Source organism: Archangium violaceum, from assembly GCF_016859125.1.
GTDB lineage: Bacteria > Myxococcota > Myxococcia > Myxococcales > Myxococcaceae > Archangium > Archangium violaceum_A.
In genome coordinates this window covers 1,512,384-1,529,388 of the sequence record NZ_CP069338.1, presented here as the reverse complement: position 1 = coordinate 1,529,388, position 17,005 = coordinate 1,512,384, and the positions used below count along the sequence as shown (strand labels likewise).

15 protein-coding genes and 2 tRNA genes are annotated in these 17,005 nt (G+C 68.8%); 11 read left to right on the top strand and 6 right to left on the bottom strand.

The features are described from left to right. Positions 1-59: 59 nt before the first annotated feature. A complete protein-coding gene (locus JQX13_RS06445; RefSeq protein ID WP_203408183.1) occupies positions 60-635 on the bottom strand; it encodes an ABC transporter substrate-binding protein in 576 nt (191 codons plus the stop codon). A gap of 227 nt (positions 636-862) precedes the next feature. Here JQX13_RS06445 and metK point away from each other — a divergent pair, with 227 nt between their 5' ends. Beyond that, complete coding sequence (gene metK / locus JQX13_RS06440; RefSeq protein WP_203408182.1) at positions 863-2,044, top strand: methionine adenosyltransferase; 1,182 nt, start codon at positions 863-865, stop codon at positions 2,042-2,044. 48 nt (positions 2,045-2,092) lie between these two features. Here the strand turns inward: metK and sthA are convergent, their stop codons facing one another. Beyond that, positions 2,093-3,499: a Si-specific NAD(P)(+) transhydrogenase gene (gene sthA / locus JQX13_RS06435; protein WP_203408181.1), complete on the bottom strand. Its 1,407-nt coding sequence runs from the start codon at positions 3,497-3,499 to the stop codon at positions 2,093-2,095. 153 nt (positions 3,500-3,652) lie between these two features. On the opposite strand from sthA, the gene JQX13_RS06430 reads away from it, so the two are divergent. Further along, positions 3,653-4,162, top strand: a complete 510-nt coding sequence (locus JQX13_RS06430; RefSeq protein WP_203408180.1) for a hypothetical protein — start codon at positions 3,653-3,655, stop codon at positions 4,160-4,162. A gap of 85 nt (positions 4,163-4,247) precedes the next feature. On the opposite strand, the gene JQX13_RS06425 is transcribed toward JQX13_RS06430, so the two are convergent. Continuing rightward, entirely contained in the window at positions 4,248-4,637 is a 390-nt protein-coding gene (locus tag JQX13_RS06425; protein WP_203408179.1) for a VOC family protein, read from the bottom strand. Positions 4,638-4,725: 88 nt separating this feature from the next. Next, complete coding sequence (locus tag JQX13_RS06420) at positions 4,726-5,523, bottom strand: AraC family transcriptional regulator (protein ID WP_203408178.1); 798 nt, start codon at positions 5,521-5,523, stop codon at positions 4,726-4,728. 124 nt (positions 5,524-5,647) lie between these two features. Here JQX13_RS06420 and JQX13_RS06415 point away from each other — a divergent pair. Together JQX13_RS06415 and JQX13_RS06410 are read left to right on the top strand one after the other, a co-directional pair. After that, a tRNA-Ala gene (locus JQX13_RS06415) sits at positions 5,648-5,719 on the top strand. A gap of 36 nt (positions 5,720-5,755) precedes the next feature. After that, a tRNA-Val gene (locus tag JQX13_RS06410) sits at positions 5,756-5,828 on the top strand. 30 nt (positions 5,829-5,858) lie between these two features. Here JQX13_RS06410 and JQX13_RS06405 read toward each other — a convergent pair. Next, positions 5,859-6,698 (bottom strand): penicillin-binding transpeptidase domain-containing protein, encoded by an 840-nt coding sequence (locus JQX13_RS06405; protein WP_203408177.1) that lies wholly within the window; start codon positions 6,696-6,698, stop codon positions 5,859-5,861. Positions 6,699-6,891: 193 nt separating this feature from the next. On the opposite strand from JQX13_RS06405, the gene JQX13_RS06400 reads away from it, so the two are divergent. The 5 genes from JQX13_RS06400 to JQX13_RS06380 all read left to right on the top strand — a co-directional run bounded on the left by JQX13_RS06400 (position 6,892) and on the right by JQX13_RS06380 (position 14,753). Further along, positions 6,892-9,087, top strand: coding sequence for a mucoidy inhibitor MuiA family protein (locus JQX13_RS06400; RefSeq protein ID WP_203408176.1), 2,196 nt, complete (start codon positions 6,892-6,894; stop codon positions 9,085-9,087). A gap of 12 nt (positions 9,088-9,099) precedes the next feature. Further along, a complete protein-coding gene (locus JQX13_RS06395) occupies positions 9,100-10,668 on the top strand; it encodes a mucoidy inhibitor MuiA family protein (protein WP_203408175.1) in 1,569 nt (522 codons plus the stop codon). 259 nt (positions 10,669-10,927) lie between these two features. Further along, entirely contained in the window at positions 10,928-12,553 is a 1,626-nt protein-coding gene (locus JQX13_RS06390; RefSeq protein WP_203408174.1) for a Do family serine endopeptidase, read from the top strand. Between the two features lie 197 nt (positions 12,554-12,750). After that, on the top strand, positions 12,751-13,518 hold the full coding sequence (locus tag JQX13_RS06385; RefSeq protein WP_275424982.1) for an alpha/beta fold hydrolase: 768 nt from the start codon (positions 12,751-12,753) through the stop codon (positions 13,516-13,518). Between the two features lie 5 nt (positions 13,519-13,523). Further along, positions 13,524-14,753: a sensor histidine kinase gene (locus JQX13_RS06380; RefSeq protein WP_203408172.1), complete on the top strand. Its 1,230-nt coding sequence runs from the start codon at positions 13,524-13,526 to the stop codon at positions 14,751-14,753. Here JQX13_RS06380 and JQX13_RS06375 read toward each other — a convergent pair. Next, positions 14,725-15,216 carry a YchJ family protein gene (locus JQX13_RS06375; protein WP_203408171.1) on the bottom strand — a complete coding sequence of 164 codons (492 nt, stop codon included), beginning with the start codon at positions 15,214-15,216 and terminating at the stop codon, positions 14,725-14,727. The genes JQX13_RS06380 and JQX13_RS06375 overlap by 29 nt on opposite strands. Positions 15,217-15,296: 80 nt before the next feature. On the opposite strand from JQX13_RS06375, the gene JQX13_RS06370 reads away from it, so the two are divergent. Next, positions 15,297-16,190, top strand: coding sequence for an undecaprenyl-diphosphate phosphatase (locus tag JQX13_RS06370; protein ID WP_203408170.1), 894 nt, complete (start codon positions 15,297-15,299; stop codon positions 16,188-16,190). A 2-nt stretch (positions 16,191-16,192) separates the two neighbouring features. After that, positions 16,193-16,768, top strand: coding sequence for a CoA pyrophosphatase (locus tag JQX13_RS06365; RefSeq protein ID WP_203408169.1), 576 nt, complete (start codon positions 16,193-16,195; stop codon positions 16,766-16,768). The last annotated feature ends 237 nt before the right edge of the window (positions 16,769-17,005 follow it).

Genomic DNA, 17,005 nt, shown 5'->3' with positions numbered 1-17,005 from the left:
TGTCCAACCGTCTTCGACGCCAGACGCCTGGCCGCCTGCTCCTGGAACCCGCCACCCGGTTACTTCTTGGAAAGCTCGGCGTCCTTCTGGCGCATCAGGGTCAGCAGGTGCTCCCAGCCGCCCTGCTTCATGATGGGCCGGACCTGGTCATCGCGGATGCCGGTGAGCATCGAGTCGCCGAGCACCGCCACGTCCAGCACCTTCCAGGCGCCCTGCTTCTTCACGAGGGAGTACTGGAGCTTCATCTCCTGCTTCTTCATCGGGTGCTCGATGACGATGACGGACTTCACCTTCGCCGAATCACCCTCCACCACCGGCTCCTCGTAGGTGATGGACGCGAGGTTCTTGAAGTTCTCGCGCACCTTCGGGAAGGCGATCTTCGCGAAGAGGCTGTTGAAGAGCCTGGTGAACTCCTTGCGCTGGGCCTCGGTGCCCTTCTCCCAGTCCTCGCCGAGCAGGAAGCGGCCCTGCTCGTCGTTGGCGAGCTGCTTGAGGGCCAGGTCATCCTTGCTGTAGCGCACGGACTGGACGACGGTCTTCACCGGTTTGGCCACGGTCTCGTTGGGCGCGGCGAACGCCGGCAGGGCGAGCGCGAGGGTAGCCAGCAGGGCAAGAGGATGGAGACGGGCGTTCATTCAAATCCTTCCTTGGGGAGAGGGCTGTTTCTGTAGCCCAGAGGAACGGCCGGAGGCGCGCGAAATTCACGAGGTACCCGATGGGGGGCCCATGGGGCGGGCTGCCTGGCAGGTGGGTCCAGGTGCAATTTCCCGACGTGTCTCCGGGTTTGACTCCTTTAGAGCCCAACGTCTAGTGTGCCTGCGTTTCTCGCCACTGCGGTGAGCGTCACCTACCTGAAGAAGACATGCCGACCGACTACCTGTTCACCTCCGAATCCGTCACTGAAGGGCACCCGGACAAGATCGCCGATCAGATCTCCGATGGCGTGCTGGACGCCATTCTCGCCAAGGATCCCCAGGGCCGCGTGGCCGTGGAGACCCTGGTGAAGACGGGTCTGGCCATCGTCGCCGGTGAGGTGACCACCAACTGTTACGTCGACATCCCGAAGATCGTTCGCAGCACCATCTGCCGCATCGGGTACACCGACAGCTCCATGGGCTATGACGGCAACACCTGCGGCGTCATGGTGGCCATCGAGGGCCAGAGCCAGGACATCGCTCGCGGCGTGGACAACAAGAAGGAGCAGGGCGCTGGCGACCAGGGCATGATGTTCGGCTTCGCCTGCGACGAGACGCCGGAGTTCATGCCGGCGCCCATCCACTACGCCCACGCGCTCACCAAGCGTCTGGCCGACGTGCGCCGCAAGACGCACCACTGGCTGCGCCCGGACGGCAAGAGCCAGGTCACCGTCGAGTACCGCAACGGCCGCCCGGCCCGCATCGACGCGGTCGTCGTGTCCACGCAGCACTCGGACGACGTGACCAACAAGAAGATCCACGAGGCGATCCGCGAGGACGTCATCGCCAAGGCGCTGCCCAAGAAGCTCATCGACGCCAAGACGAAGATCTACATCAACCCCACCGGGCGCTTCGTCATCGGCGGCCCCATGGGGGACTCGGGCGTGACGGGCCGGAAGATCATCGTCGACACCTACGGCGGCATGGGCCGTCACGGTGGCGGCGCCTTCTCGGGCAAGGATCCGTCGAAGGTGGACCGCTCGGCCGCGTACATGGGCCGTCACATCGCCAAGAACGTGGTGGCCGCGGGCCTCGCGCGCCGTTGCGAGGTGCAGGTGTCCTACGCCATCGGCGTGGCCGAGCCCGTGAGCGTGCTGGTGGAGACCTTCGGCACGGCCACCGTGCCCGAGGAGAAGATCGTCCAGGCCATCCGCCACACGTTCGGCCTCAAGCCACGTGAGATCACCGAGCACCTGGATCTGCTGCGGCCCATCTACCAGAAGACGGCCGCGTACGGTCACTTCGGCCGCACGGAGAAGGAGTTCACCTGGGAGCGCACCGACAAGAAGGATGCCCTGCGCGACGCGGCGGCGGGCCCGGCCGGCAGCTCCCGGCTGAAGGCCGTCTGAGTCCGGCCCGGTCCCTGATGTAGAAAAGCGCGTGAGCCCCCGAAAGGCTCACGCGCTTTTTGCTTTGACCTTGTCCATGGCGTCGTAGGTGGCCGTCTTGTAGGCCTCGGACAGGGTGGGGTAGTTGAAGCACGTCTCCACGAAGATGCGCGCGCTGGCGCCCGTCATCAGCGCCATCAGCCCCACGTGCACCAGCTCCGAGGCCTGCTCGCCCAGCACGTGCACGCCCAGCAGCCGCAGATCCTCGCGGCGGAAGAGCAGCTTCAACAGCCCGTGGGCCTCGCCGATGATCTGCCCGCGCGGGTTGGTGGAGAAGGCGGCGCGGCCCACCACGTAGGGGATGTCCCGGGCCCGGAGAGACTCCTCCGTCTCGCCCGCCATGGACACCTCGGGGATGGTGTAGATGCCGTAGGGCAGCACCGGAGCCATCCGGTTCGGCTCCTCCAGTTGGAAGGCATGCATCACCGCGATGCGCGCCTGCTCCATGGACGTGGACGCCAGCGCGGGGAACCCGATGACGTCTCCCACCGCGTAGATGCCGGGCACCGCCGTCTGGTACTCGGGCCCCACCTCCACCTGTCCTCGCGCGCCCAGCTTCACGCCCACCGCCTCCAGGCCCAGCCCCGCCGTGTTCGCCGAGCGCCCCGAGGCCACCAGCACCTGGTCCGCCTCCAGCCGCTCTCCATCCTTCAGCGTCAGCCGGATGGGCGCTCGTGGCTCCGGCGGAACCTCCACCGCCTCCACCGTCCGCCCCAGCCTCATCCGCACGCCGAGCTTCTCCATGCGCTGTTGGAGCAGCGCGGAGATCTCATCGTCCAGGAAGGACAGCAGCTCCGGCTTGGGCTCCACCAGCGTCACCTGGATGCCCAGCGCGGCGAACATGCACGCGTACTCGCAGCCGATGACGCCCGCGCCCACCACCACCAGCGTGTTGGGCAGCTCGGTGAGCTCCAGCAGCTCGTCCGAGTCGTGTACCCGCGGATCCCCGAAGGGATACATCGGCGGGCGGTAGGGCGCGGAGCCGGTGGCCACCAGGATGACGTCCGCCGTCAGCCGACGCTCCGGCTCGCCCTCGCGGCGCACCACCACCGTGCGCGCGTCCTCCAGCGCGCCCCTGCCGTACACCAGCTCCACCCCATGGCGCTTCAGGTCCTCGAGGATCCGCTGGCGCTCCATCCCCTTCACCCGGCGCTCGCGGTAGAGGAAGTCGGAGACGGTGGCCTCGCGACGCAGCGTCGTCTCCACGCCGAACAGGCCCCGCTGACGGAAGCCCGAGAGGTATAGCGCCGTCTCTCTCAATGTCTTGGAAGGCAAGGTGCCTGTGTTGGCCGCGGTGCCGCCGGGCACCGGCTCGCGCTCCACCACCGCCACCCGCTTGCCGTGCAGGGCCGCGTGCAGCGCGCCCTTCTCGCCCGCGGGGCCCGAGCCGATCACCACCAGATCGAAGTCAGCCATGAGCGGGACGCTATGCGAGCCGTCTGGTGGGGTGGAAGAGGCGCCGGGTGTTGGAGCAGGCCGGGGCACGTGGCGCCCATTCTCGAAACCGTTGCTTGAAACAGTCTCTCCTCCTGGGGCAAACGGGGCTCCCCCCCAACCCAGAGGTACCTGATGAAGCGTCTCGTCCCCGTTCTCGCCGCGCTGGCCCTCATGCTCGGCTTCGCCGCTCCCGCCCAGGCCGTGGAGCTGGTGCAGGTTCCGCTCAGCTCGTCGCTCGCCTCCACGGTCTCCTCCATCCAGCCCCAGTGCTACTACTGCACCGTGCTGTCGGTGACGGCCTTCGACGTCAGGTCCTCCGGCTTCGTCTCCCAGGATGACGCCGCCCTGGCCGCCTTCGACTGGCTCGACGCCCAGTCGTACCAGCAGATCTACGGCGGCGCGGGCCAGACCCTCACCCAGGCCCAGTTCGCGTCCGCCCTGGCTGGCAAGGAGTACGAGGAGCTCCCGTCGGCCATCCAGGGCTTCATCGGCACCTACGGCAACGACTACACGGTCAGCGTGTCCTCGTGGCGGTACATGAGCGCGCCCGACTATTACAACTTCGGTGACTTCTACACGCTCGTGTTCCACTCGGCGCGCAAGGTGGTCACCGTCGAGGTCCTGTACGAGTACGAGTGGTAGGCCTCGCCGCTCCTCTCCGGAGGGGCGTGTGTCCCTGGCCGTGGGCCTGCTCCGCTGACGTGGGGCAGGCCTGGTCCCTCTCGATTCAAGAGGAGATCGGCGTGCAGAGCTCCACGAGCACTCCGTCGAGGTCCCTCACGTAGGCCACCGTCTGCCCCCAGGGCTTCTGCTTGGGCGGCTGCGCGGCCCGGGCGCCCGCCTTCACCGCGCGCTCGTAGGCGGCCTCGACGTCTGGCGTGACGAGCGCCACCTCCACCGCCGCCGCGTCCTCCTTCGGCCGGTTGAAGCGCACGGTGAGGCCATTGTCCTTCGCCATCTCCTCCGCGGCGAAGGCCAGCGCCGTCGCGCCGGTCTCCATCTCCGCGTACTGGCCACTCTCGTGGAGGAAGCGGCGTTGCAGGCCGAAGGCCTTCTCGTAGAAGTCGACGGTGGCGGGCACGTTCGCGACGTAGAGGATGACGTAGCCGAGCTTCATGACGGCGGACTCCAATGCACAGGTGGAACAGCGTGCGGCGGTATTCGCACGGCCCGCCCCGGTCTGTCTTGAAGGAATCGGACAGGGCTCATCCCTGGAGCTGGAGCGCCGTGGGCGTGAGGCCCGCCAGGTCCCGTACCTCGCGCGAGAGATGCGCCTGGTCTGCGTAACCGCACGCGAGCGCCACGGCGCTCAGGTCTTCCCCTCCGCCCGAGCGCAGCAGCGCCACGGCTCGCTGGAAGCGGAGCACCCGGGCCAGCAGCTTCGGTGGCACCCCCGCCTCGTCCAGCACGTCCCGGTGCAGGGTGCGCTCGCTCACGCCCAGCGTCCGCGCCAGCGAGGACATGCGCACCTGTCCTCCCGAGGACTGGAGCCAGCGCAGGGCCTGGGTGGCTCGTGGCCGCGACGCCTCCCGGAAGGACGCCAGCCGCCGGGCGACGCTCTCCTGGAGGAGGGCCTGGGCTTCCGCGGGTGAGCGACAGTCCTCGAGTCGCCGCTGGAGCAGGGCGAGGGCTGGCGAGCAGTCCGCGACGGGAACACTGAGTCCACGGACCTCGCGGGGACTCACGCCGAGCAGCGGGAGCGCCCACCCGGGCTTGAACCGGACGCCCAGGCTCACCGAGCCGGGCTCGATGGTGACGAGGGCGAAGCGCTCCATGGGGCCGACCACCTCCAGGGACGGGTCGGCCATCCACACCGGGCCTCCCGTGTCCCGGAAATGGAAGATGAGATCGGTGCAGCCGTCCGGAAGAATCCGGTGGCGCTCGGGCCCGGTTCCGGCATCAAGCGGTGGCGCGGAGTAGCTCCAGAACGCGTCCACCGCATCCGCCATGGTGGCGGGCGGAGCCAGCTCCTCGTAGCCCTTCATCTCCGCACCGGCTGTCATCTCGCACCTGTTCCCCTGGACCCGGGGATACAGCGTGCCCGAAGCGGCACCGGGATCGCCAGTGCCGTGCCTGGGTGCGTCAGGGATGCATTCTCTCCAGCGTCTTTCTTCGCTGTAAGCACATGGGGTCGTAGCTCAGCGGGAGAGCGCTCGGTTCGCATCCGAGAGGTCCCGGGTTCAATCCCCGGCGGCTCCACTCAGCAGTCGCGGGTCCGCATCCCGCATGTTTCCCGCACGCCGAGCCAGCTGGAGACGGCATCGGTCTGACGTACCGACTTCGCCGGGTTCGATCCCCGGGGCGTGCACTTCCACGACACCTTCGCGGCTCCGGGGGTTCAGAGCAGGCCTTGCGCCTGGAGCTCGTCCACCGCCGCATGGAGCGCGACGGGGCCCTCGAGGTGCTCGCCCGTCATCAGGCTCGCGAAGACGTACTCGCCTCGGAGCGAGCGCACGTGGCCCACCAGCCAGCTCACGTCTCCGTCCTCCTTCGTGTTCGTGCTGCCCGTCTTCCCGCTCACCACCGCACCCGACGGCCACGGCCCCGCCAGCCGCTTCATCCGCTCCGGGGCCGTGTCCGGTGATTGCACCAGGATGCGCTTCACCGTCTCGCGCGAGCGCTCGCTCACGGGCAGTTCCCCGCGATACAGGCGCGCGAGGAATCGCACCTGCTCCTCGGGAGAGATGCGCAGCGGGCCTCCGAGCCAGAAGCCCGTGAGCTCCCCCGACGTGTCCTCGTTGCCGTAGCCGAAGCGGTGCACCCAGTCCTTCATCCGCTCGCGGCCTATCTGCTTCGCCGTGCCCTGGAAGAACCACACCGCGGACGCGCTGATGGCCGACTCCAACGAATGGTCCCGGTTCCAATCCGCTACGCTCCGCTTCTTCCCGTCCCACTTGCGCTTCGCCGCCGGGTCCGTCACCACGCCCGTTTCGAGCGCGATGAGCGCGTGCGGTATCTTGAAGGTCGACGCTGGTGGCAGCCGCTTCGCGCAGCGCTCGGGGTCGTTGCGCTTCAGCTCCCCCGTCTTCAGGTCCAGCAGCACGAAGCAGCCGGGGTGTTTGCTGGCTGGTGTGGCCGCGGGTTGGGTCTCGGCCCGGGTGGTCGGGCTCAGTGTGAGGGTCACGAACAGTGCGAACAGTGGCGCACGGCGGAGGGGGGCGGGTTGTGCTCGGGTCATGTTGGTTCCTGGGGAAAGGGGTGGAACTCGGGCGCACTGGAGCAAGGTGTGGGCCAGGGACCGCATACCCTCACCCCGTCCCTCTCCCAGAGGGAGAGGGGTGGGGGGCGTGGCTCCGCAACCTCGTCACCGTGGTGGATCGCCCGCTCGTGGGGAGGTGACTGCATGGAGGTGGTGACGCTACAACACGGGAATGTCCGTTCTCGGATTCTCGGCCCTGAGCGCGCTCTGGCTCGCGGCGGTGGATGCTCCCGTTACCTCCGTCACCGTCTACAGCGACCAGGCCCGCGTCGTGCGCACGGCTCGCGTGGCCCTCTCCGGCGCTCAACGTGTCGAGCTGCCCTTGCTCCATGGTTCGGTGGACCCCTCCAGCATCCGCGTGGAGGCCCAGGGCGCCGAGGTGACGCGCGTGGACATCCGCCCCGTGCAATCCGACGCCCTTCCCGCCGCCGAGGCCCGCCGGCTCGTCACCGAGCTCGAGCGGCTCGATGAGCAGCTCGCCCGGGTCCGCGCCGAGCACGAGGCCTATGCCGCCCAGCTCGCCGCGCTCGGTCAGGTCCGGCCCGTCGTCTCCGAGGAGGGGGATGATTCGACTCCCTCTTCCTCGAAGGCTTCCCGGCAGGACCCTTCCCGGCTCGATGCCTCCGGCTGGCGTGCCGCCACCGACTTCGTGGTGGAGACCACCGCCCGCCTCCAGGCGAAGTTGCGCGAGGTGGCCCTGCGTGAGGATGCGCTCGAGCGTGAGCTCACGCGGCATGTCCAGGAGGCGAAGCAGCTCGGGGGCGTGCCGTCGCGCTCGGGCCTGGAGGTCATCCCCACCCTCTCGGGCCAGGGCTCCGCGACCCTCACGCTGACCTACGTCACCACGGGCGCGCGCTGGTTCCCCACCTATGAGCTGCGGCTCGAGCCCGAGTCCAACCGCGTGCAGGTGGCCTTCTCCGGGCGCGTCAGCCAGCAGACCGGAGAGGACTGGGAGGACGCGGCGCTCACGCTCAGTACCGCTCTTCCCTCCACCGCCACCACCGTGCCCGAGCTCGCCACCTGGAAGATCGGCCAGCGCGAGCGCTTCATCCCCACGCCCGCTCCGGTCGCCGACTCCTGGCGCCCTCCTCCTTCCGCTCCTCCTTCGCCACCCAGGGAGCCGAGCGAGGACGCGCGGCTCCGCTCCCGCCTCCTCTCCCTCATCGGGTCGGCTCCCTCTTCGTCGGAGCAGCAGGCCTCGGAGACCCAGGGCTCCAGCGTCATCCTCGGCACCGTCGTGCGCGCGGATGGAAGGAAGCCCCTGTCGGACGTGCTCGTCACGGCGACCTCTCCCCATCTCCAGGGTGAACAGGTCGTGGTGACGGACGCCCAGGGCCAGTACCGCATTCCCCAGCTTCCGCCGGGCCCCTACGAGCTGCGGTTCGACAAGGAGTCGTTCCAGTCGCTCACACGTGAAGTCCAGCTGCGTCCGGGTCGCACCCTCCGCGTGAACGTGGAGCTGCTTCCCGAGTCCTTCACGGAGTTGAGCGAAGTGGCGCCCAGCGCCCCCTCCATCGATGTCGGTTCGACCAGCGCGGGCGTCAGCGTGGATCAGGACTACGTCAAACGCATCGAGGTGAACCGTCCCGGTGGGAGGAGCGGTGCCGCGCGCTCCTTCGAGCCCGGGGCGACGCAGCCCGAGTCGGCGTTCGTGTCCGATGCCTCGCGGGAGGACGTCTCCGTGGGCCTCGCGCCGCCGGAGGGCTGGCGGCCTCCGGTGCTGGATCCGGACCTGCCGGCCTCGCTGGCGGGCGGCCATGCCCTGGCCTTCCCCTCGCAGCGCCGCGAGACGGTGCGCAGCGGCAAGGGCGAGCGGCGCGTGCCTCTCTTCACCGAGACGTGGCCCGTGCAGGTGGAGCGCAAGCTGTACCCCGCCCTCACTTCCAATGCCTTCCTCGTGGCGGAGCTGCGCAGCCCGTCCCAGCGGGTCATGCCCGGCGGCGAGGCGCAGCTCTTCGTCGGGGCGGATCCGGCCGGTCAGGCCCGGCTCGCGCTGGTGTCCCCGGGGGAGCCCTTCACCCTGCCGCTCGGCATCGACTCCGCGGTGCGCCCGGTGCGCAACGTGAAGCTCATGACGTCCGAGAAGGGCCTCATCGGCAAGGATGAGCACACCGAGTACCTCGTCACCATCGAGGTGGCCAACCCGTACCCCTTCGCCCTCCCGGTGCGCATCCACGACCAGTGGCCGCTCTCACGCAGCCAGGACGTGGAGGTGAAGCTCGTGCGCACCGAGCCCTTCGCCGAACAGGACCCGGTCCGGGGCACGCTGGAGTGGCGCCTGTCGGTGCCGCCCTCGGAGAAGAAGGTCGTGTCCTTCCTGTACACCGTCCGCCACCCCAAGGGCTGGCGCCTGGAGCAGAGCCAGTAACGAGGAGCCGCCATGCACCCCCTGCCCTTGATGTTGCTGGCGCTCGTCGCCCCCGCGAAGGTGTCCTCCGTCGTCGTCTATCCCGACCGCGCCCTGGTGACGCGGGTGGAGTCGGTGGCGTGTTCCGGTCATGCGCTCGCCGTCTTTGAGTCCGTGCCGCCCGCCGCGGATCCGTCCAGCTTCCGCGCCCGCTCCGAGGACGCCACCGTGGAGAGCCTCGTGTCCGAGGAGCGTCCCCTGCGGAGCGAATTCGCCCCCGAGCTCGAGGCGCTCCGGGGGAAGCGTGAGGCCCTGGAGCGTGAAATCACGGAGCTGGTGGACGCCCGCGCACGGGGCCAGACGTTGCAGCGGCTCGGCGAGAGCCTCACCGACGTGGCCGTGAAGCGCGTGACGCGCGAGCTCACCGAGCCCAAGCCGGACACCCGTGCGTGGGCTCAGGCCCTCGACACCGCGTTGGATGCGAGGCTGCGCGCCGCCGCCACCCTGTCGGAGCGGTCCGCCCGCCTGCGCGAGGCGCAGCGCGAGCTGGAGACGTTGCAAGCGAAGCAGTCGTTCCTCGCCTTCTCGGCCGAGCGCATGGCGCGGCGGGTGGAGGTGCGGCTGGCCTGTCCGTCCGAGGGCCGTGCGCGCGTGGAGTTGCAGTATGTGGTGGGAGGCGCGGGCTGGGCTCCCGCCTACGAGGCGCGCGCCGACGAGGCCGCCGGCCAGGTGGAGCTCTCCACCTTCGCCACCGTGAGCCAGGGCACCGGCGAGGACTGGAGCGGGGTGCGGCTGGTGCTCTCCACCGCCCGGCCACGCGCCAACGCGACGCCGCCGGAGCTTCAGCCCCTGACGTTGAATGCCTGGGAGCGGCGTGCCGAGCGCAAGGTGCTCGTCCGGCGCGACGAGCAGCAGCAGCATGCCCAGGCGGGAGGGCAGATGCCGGGAGAAACCGAGGGCTCGCTGCACGTGGCCTCGCAGGGCCTCTCCGTGCAGCTCCTGGTGCCCGAGCTGGCGCAGGTGCCCGGGGATGGCTCGTCCGTGCGGCTGCGCGTGGCGCGCACGAAGATGAGGTCCTCCTTCGTCTGGCGCACCGTGCCCAAGCTGCACCCCGTGGTGTTTCGCGTGGCCCGGCTCGTCAACGGCGCGCCCTTCCCGCTGCTGCCCGGCCCCGTGGACATGTTCCGCGCATCGGGCTTCATCGGCCGTCAGTCGCTCGAGCAGATTCCACAGGGCGGCGCCTTCCAGCTCACATTCGGCATCGAGGAGTCGCTGCGCGTGGAGCGCGTGGTGGTACAGGAGATCGCCCGCGACGCGGGCCTCTTCGGCGGCTGGCGCCGCTTCCACTACGCCTACCGCTTCAACCTGGGCAACTTCCGCGCGCGCCCCGAGGTGGTGGAGGTGGCCGAGCACATCCCCGTCTCCGAGCTCGACGACGTGAAGGTGGAGCTGGACGACCCGAAGACCACCGGCGGCTACGCGCTCGAGGCGATGGATGGCATCGTCACCTGGAAGCTGACGCTCGCCCCCTCCGAGCAGCGCTCCGTGGACCTCGCCTTCCACGTGAGCGTGCCCTCCAGCTACGACATGGGCGGGCTGTAGGGCGGAGACCGACACCCGGCGGGAAAATATGGAGGCGGGGCCGCGTGCTTCCGCGCGCGCCGTTCGACTACCAGCTCCGGCTCAACGACTTCCAGCCCGGCCTGCTGGGCACGGCCTACGTCTTCATCCACTGATACCTCCCGCCCGGAGGGTGGGGGAGCGGACGGGCGAGGGCCATGGCGCCCGTCTTCCACTTCGGGGCGTGTGGTTGTCAGCCGACATGCTGTCCGCATCTTCCCTCCAGGGAGGATGCCCCTTGATGAAGTTTGCCAGCTCGGCCTTCTTGAAGAAGTTCGCCTTGTTTCAGGTCCTCATACTGTCGGTTTCCACCGGGTGTGAGGCCCGTACCCGGGAGCAGGCACAGTCCCAGCCGCCCTGGCAGCAGCGCGCGGCCCCGGCTCCTGCCGAGCAGGGGAGCCGGGCGGAGCAGGGCCAGCCCCCTGCTTCCTCTCCGCAGGAGCAGGCACCCGGCACGGGGGGCTCCGCCCAGCAGTCACAAGCCCAGCAGCAACCGCCGCAGGTCACGCCTCAAATGCAGGCCGCGATGGGAGGCTCGGGAGCGTCATCCATCGCGGACCTGGTCGAGGCCGTGAATGACTCGGTCGTCAACGTGGAGGTCCAGGCGCGCGCGCCTTCCATGGAGGGAGTGCCGAGCGATCTCTTCGAGCGCTTCTTCGGTGGGCCGGGCGGACCGGGCATGCCGGGAGCGCCAGGGGGGGGGCCCGAGTCGCGCGAGCGCATCCAGCAGGGGGCGGGCTCGGGCTTCATCATTGACCCGAACGGGCTCATCCTCACCAACAACCACGTGGTGGAGAACGCCATCGACATCCGTGTCCGCCTCACCGACGGCCGCGAGTTCGACGCGAAGGTGCTCGGGCGCGACCCGCTCACCGACGTGGCCCTCATCAAGCTCCAGGGCGACGTGAAGAACCTGCCGGTGGCCCGGCTCGGCAACTCGGACGACATCCGCGTGGGAGATCCGGTGGTGGCCATCGGCAACCCGTTCGGGCTCACCTCCAGCGTCAGTGCCGGCATCCTCTCGGCCCGGGCCCGCGACATCCAGGCGGGCCCCTACGACAACTTCCTGCAGACGGACGCCGCCATCAACCCGGGCAACTCGGGCGGGCCGCTCTTCAACATGAAGGGAGAGGTCATCGGCATCAACACCGCCATCGTCGGTGGTGGCACGGGCATCGGCTTCGCCGTCCCCTCCAACATGGCCAAGGCGCTCCTGCCGCAGTTGGAGAAGGGGGAGATCCGCCGCGGTTGGCTGGGCGTGTCGGTGCAGGACCTGACGCCGGAGCTCTCCCAGGCGCTCAATGTGCCGGTGCGCAAGGGCGCCATCGTCACCGACGTGCAGCCGGACGCTCCCTCCGCCCGGGCCGGGTTGAAGCAGGATGACGTCATCACCGCCATCAACGGCACGGCCGTCGAGTCCTCACGCGGCCTCACCCGCGACATCGGCTTCCGCGCGCCCGGTGAGACCGTGCGGCTGACCCTCTTCCGCAACGGCAAGCAGCAGGAGGTGCAGGTGAAGCTCGGAGAGCGGCCAGATCTCGAGGGGCTCGCCTCCGCCCCCGGTGGGAGCCGTGAGGAGGAGACCGGTCACAGGCTGGGCCTGCGCCTCCAGGATGTGGACCCGCGCATGGCGCCGGGCGTCCGGCAGGGCGCGATGATCATCGACGTGGAACCCGGCTCGCCCGCGGATCGGGCAGGACTCCAGCCCGGCATGGTCGTCGTCGAGGCCGCTGGGAAGCCGGTGCGCAATCCGCGCGAGTTCGCGCAGATCGTTCGTGCTCAAAAGCCTGGCGCCGTGTTGCTCCTGCGCATCCAGGTGGGCGACAACCGGCTGCTGCGCGCCCTCACGATTCCAGAGCGGAAGTGACCTTGCTCCCCTGCTCTCTCTTGAACACTGGGAGAGGGCAGGGGAAAGTGGTCTCCAACCGACAGCTGTTCCAGGGGACTATTCACCGCGCGTGTGGAACGCGGCACAACCGGTGTCGAACGTGCGCGCCGGTGCGTGCCCCCCCCCCCGCGAGCCTCATGGGCCAGAACATTCTCCTCAGGAACAACGTCAAGGTCATGGGTCGTGGAACGCAGCCCATGCTGTTCGCGCACGGTTTCGGCTGTGATCAGAACATGTGGCGATTCGTGGCGCCCTCCTTCGCGGATGACTACCGGCTCATCCTGTTCGACTACGTCGGCTCGGGCCGGTCGGATGTCCGTGCGTACAACCCCGAGCGCTACTCCAACCTGAATGGCTACGCGCGGGACATCCTCGACATCTGCGAGGCGCTCGAGCTGAAGGACGTCATCCTCGTCGGGCACTCCGTCAGCGGGATGATCGGTCTGCTGGCCGCCATCAAGGAGCCCAAGCGCTTCCAGCGCCTCATCTTCGTGAGCCCCTCGCCCCGCTACATCAACGATGCGCCCCACTACGTGGGCGGCTTCGAGCGGAGGGACATCGAGGAGCTGCTGGCGACGATGGACAAGAACTACATCGGCTGGGCGAACTTCCTGGGGCCCATGGTCATGGGGAACCCGGACCGGCCGGAGCTCGGCGCGGAGCTCACCGAGAGCTTCTGCTCCACGGATCCGGTCATCGCCCGGCGGTTCGCGCAGGTGACGTTCTTCTCGGACAACCGCCAGGATCTGCCCAACCTGACCGTCCCCTCGCTCATCCTCCAGTGCTCGGAAGATCTGATTGCCCCGAGAGGGGTGGGCGAATATCTCCATCGGAACGTGCCGCGCAGCACGCTGCGGATCCTGAACGCCAAGGGCCATTGCCCGCACATGAGCGCACCCGAAGAGACCAGCGGAACCATCAAGGACTACCTGAGCCACTCGTGAAGCCCATGTCGACGAGCCCCCTGGCCCTACCCCTGGTCGACCCCATGGACGACTTGTTGAGCTCCGCGCCCTGTGGGCTCTTCTCGTTCACCGATGACGGAGTCCTCGTCGCCGTCAACGAGACGCTGCTGGAGGTGTTGGGGTACGCCCGTGACGAGCTGCTGGGCCGCCACGTGGAGCAGCTCCTCTCGCTGGCGAGCCGCATGTTCTACGAGACCCACTTCTTCCCGCTGATCCGGATGCACGGGAGGGCGCAGGAGCTCTCCCTCGCGTTGCGCTCGAGGACGGGCGAGTCCGTCCCCGTGCTCGTCAACGCCGTTCGCAAGGCGCGCCAGGGTGGGGTCGTCAATCACTGCGCGTTCATGCCGGTCCGCGAGCGCGCGAAGTACGAGGACGAGCTGCTGAAGGCGAAGTGGGCGGCGGAAGAGGCGCTGCTGAGCAACGAGGAGCTGACCCGGGCCAGGCAGGCGCTGGAGCAGCAGGCCCGGGAGCTCGAGCAGAAGCTCCGCATGCTGGAGCGCAGGAACCAGCAGCTCACCCGCGTGAGCACCATCCTGTCCCATGATCTCCGCGAGCCGGCCCGGAAGCTCTCCATGTTCGCGTGCCTCTTCACCCGGGAGGACCGGGAGGGGTTGTCGTTGACGGGCCAGCGCTCGCTCGACCGCATCAAGTCCATCAGCGTGAAGCTGGAGCAGCTGGTCACGGCGCTCCATCAGCTCGTGACGTTGGACGTGACGGACGAGCCGGTCGAGGACGTGGATCTCCTCGAGGTGGTGGGCAACGCCCGGCAGCGGGTGTCCGAGGCGGCCATGGCCGGTTCGGTGACGCTGCGGTGCGCTCCCCTGCCCATGGTCCAGGGCCGGCGCCGGCAGTTGATGATGCTGTTCCACGAGCTGTTCGACAACGCGGTGAAGTTCCGCAAGCCCGACACTCACCCGCGGATCGACATCGAGTGTCAGCTCGTCCAGGAGAACAGCTTCCGGGTGATGAAGGACAAGTACCGCTACACCGACTTCGCCCGCATCGTCGTCGCGGACAACGGCCTCGGCTTCGACAACCGCTACAGCGACTATGTGTTCGAGGTGCTGAGGAAGGTGGACACGAACACCCCGGGCCTCGGCGTCGGTCTGGCCCTCTGCCACAAGGTGGTGGAGAACCACGGCGGCAGCATCTCGGTCGAATCGGAGCCGGGGGTCGGCACCCGGTTCACGCTCCTCCTTCCCTTGCGGCAGTAGGGAAGTTCGCGAGGGTGAGGGACTCGGGAGGGACGGGGAGCGCACCGGGCGCGAGCGCTTCGCCGGACAGGTAGCGCCAGCCGGTGCCGTCGTGCCGGAACTCCGAGCGCTCGACGAAGGAGCGGTCCTTGCCCTTCTCGAAGACGCGCGCATGGAAGAGCACCACGGCGGTGCCCGTCGCGTCGGGCGGTTGCCTGTCCAGCACCTGCAGCCGGGGGTACTTGTGCGCGCTGGCCACGGCGCGCAGCTCGCGCAGCACGTCCTCCCTGGGCCTCGAGCGGTCCGGGTGCCGAGGGTGCAGCGTGTGCCACAGGTACTCCACTTCACGCAGGGCGAAGGCGCTGTAGCGCGAGCGCATCAGGGCCTCGGCGTCCGGTGCCTCGGCCTGGCCCCGGTGGTAGCGGGCACAGCATTCGCGGTAGCGCAGTCCGGAGGAGCAGGGGCAGGGGGGGGCAGGGGGCATGGGCGTTCCCAGACGACAGGGCCGTGCGGAAGGCCCTTGCTGCCCCGCAGGGTAGCGCATACATCCGGTTCCCCACACGTATGAGTCTTCTTCAAGCCATCGTCCTCGGGCTGGTGCAGGGGCTGACCGAGTTCCTGCCCATCAGCTCCACCGCGCATCTGCGCATCGTCCCGGAGCTGCTCGGCTGGCCCGACCCTGGCGCGGCGTACTCGGCCGTCATCCAGCTGGGCACCGTGGCCGCCGTCCTCATCTACTTCCGCAAGGATCTCGTCACCCTCACCCGCGCCTTCTTCCAGGGCCTCGCGCGGCGCGAGCCCTTCGGCACCACCGAGTCGCGCCTCGCCTGGTTCGTGCTCATCGGCACCCTGCCCATCGGCATCTGCGGGCTGGCCTTCAAGAAGACCATCGAGACGTCGCTGCGCTCGCTCTACGTCATCTCCGCGAGCCTCATCGTCCTGGCCGTCATCCTCTTCGTCGTCGAGCGTCTGGCCTCCCACAAGCGCACCCTGGACGACATGCGCTGGAGGGATGGCCTCATCGTGGGGTTGTGGCAGGCGCTGGCCCTGATTCCGGGCTCCTCGCGCTCGGGCACCACCATCACCGGAGGCCTGTCGCTGGGCCTGCGGCGTGAGGACGCGGCGCGTTATTCCTTCCTGCTGTCCATCCCCGCCACCACCCTGGCCGGCATCTTCGAGCTGAAGCACCTGTTGGAGGCAACCGAGCGGCCCTCGGCCGTGGCGCTCTGGGTGGGCACGGTGGTGGCCTTCGCCTCGGGCATGGCCTCCATCGCGTGGCTGTTGAGCTATCTGCGCAAGCGCTCCACCCTCGTCTTCATCGTCTACCGGGTGGCTCTGGGCGTGGTGCTGCTGGCGTTGCTCCAGGCGGGTGTGCTGCGCCCGCAGTCGGGCCTGGAGAACACGGACACCGCCAACAAGCCCTTCAAGCTCCCCGTGGAGAAGCAACTGACGGAGTAGCCGTGAATCCCCTCTTCGACGCACTCGAGAACCACCTGGCCTCCCGGCCGCCCCGGACCCTCAACCTGCCCGGGCTCGTGCTGCGCGAGGCGGCGGTGTTGGTGCCCCTGCTCCTGCGTGAGGGCGCTCCCCACATCCTCTTCACCAAGCGTCCCACCACGCTGCGTCACCACGCCGGCCAGTATTCGTTTCCTGGCGGCTCCAGGGATCCAGAGGACCACACCCCCCTGCACACCGCGCTGCGCGAGACGCGGGAGGAGCTGGGCATCGACGTGTCCGGAGTGCGGGTGCTCGGCGCCCTGGACGAGGTGCCCACCCTCACCGAGTTCCGCATCCAGCCCTTCGTGGGCGTCATCCCCCAGGGTCTGGAGTACCGGCCCAACCCCGACGAGGTGGAGTTCATCATCGAGGTGCCCCTGTCGCACCTGATGGACCCGGCCATCCGCCGCACCGAGCGTCGCACCGTCCGGGGCGTGGAGTACGAGGTGGACTTCTATACCTACGGCTCCCACGTCATCTGGGGGGCCACCGGACGCATCCTCCGCAACCTGCTGCGGCTGGCGTCGGATCTGCTATGATTCCAGGAGTCGCTGAATTTTCTGGCCGGGCCTGGAATCACAGGGGGCCATTCAAACTCCTGCTATCGGGATTTCCATGCTTTCGTGCTCGCCGCTGTCCTCGTCGCTCGCAGCTGACTCCGCCGTGAAGGAGCCTGGTTGGCGGCTCGTCGATCCGGCTCGCATCTGAGCGCCCGGTAGCCAGTCCCAGCGGTGCCCTGGCACGAGGAATTCCCAGCGGCTGGTGTAGCGTGGATC

Excerpts from the sequence above, each read along its gene's own strand:
- JQX13_RS06380 (WP_203408172.1), top strand. The coding sequence starts at position 13,524 with ATGTCGACGAGCCCCCTGGCCCTACCCCTGGTCGACCCCATGGACGAC.
- JQX13_RS06390 (WP_203408174.1), top strand. The coding sequence starts at position 10,928 with ATGAAGTTTGCCAGCTCGGCCTTCTTGAAGAAGTTCGCCTTGTTTCAG.
- JQX13_RS06445 (WP_203408183.1), bottom strand. The coding sequence starts at position 635 with ATGAACGCCCGTCTCCATCCTCTTGCCCTGCTGGCTACCCTCGCGCTC.
- JQX13_RS06420 (WP_203408178.1), bottom strand. The coding sequence starts at position 5,523 with ATGACAGCCGGTGCGGAGATGAAGGGCTACGAGGAGCTGGCTCCGCCC.
- JQX13_RS06425 (WP_203408179.1), bottom strand. The coding sequence starts at position 4,637 with ATGAAGCTCGGCTACGTCATCCTCTACGTCGCGAACGTGCCCGCCACC.
- JQX13_RS06395 (WP_203408175.1), top strand. The coding sequence starts at position 9,100 with ATGCACCCCCTGCCCTTGATGTTGCTGGCGCTCGTCGCCCCCGCGAAG.
- JQX13_RS06430 (WP_203408180.1), top strand. The coding sequence starts at position 3,653 with ATGAAGCGTCTCGTCCCCGTTCTCGCCGCGCTGGCCCTCATGCTCGGC.
- JQX13_RS06385 (WP_275424982.1), top strand. The coding sequence starts at position 12,751 with ATGGGTCGTGGAACGCAGCCCATGCTGTTCGCGCACGGTTTCGGCTGT.
- JQX13_RS06370 (WP_203408170.1), top strand. The coding sequence starts at position 15,297 with ATGAGTCTTCTTCAAGCCATCGTCCTCGGGCTGGTGCAGGGGCTGACC.
- JQX13_RS06405 (WP_203408177.1), bottom strand. The coding sequence starts at position 6,698 with ATGACCCGAGCACAACCCGCCCCCCTCCGCCGTGCGCCACTGTTCGCA.
- metK (WP_203408182.1), top strand. The coding sequence starts at position 863 with ATGCCGACCGACTACCTGTTCACCTCCGAATCCGTCACTGAAGGGCAC.
- JQX13_RS06375 (WP_203408171.1), bottom strand. The coding sequence starts at position 15,216 with ATGCCCCCTGCCCCCCCCTGCCCCTGCTCCTCCGGACTGCGCTACCGC.
- JQX13_RS06400 (WP_203408176.1), top strand. The coding sequence starts at position 6,892 with ATGTCCGTTCTCGGATTCTCGGCCCTGAGCGCGCTCTGGCTCGCGGCG.
- sthA (WP_203408181.1), bottom strand. The coding sequence starts at position 3,499 with ATGGCTGACTTCGATCTGGTGGTGATCGGCTCGGGCCCCGCGGGCGAG.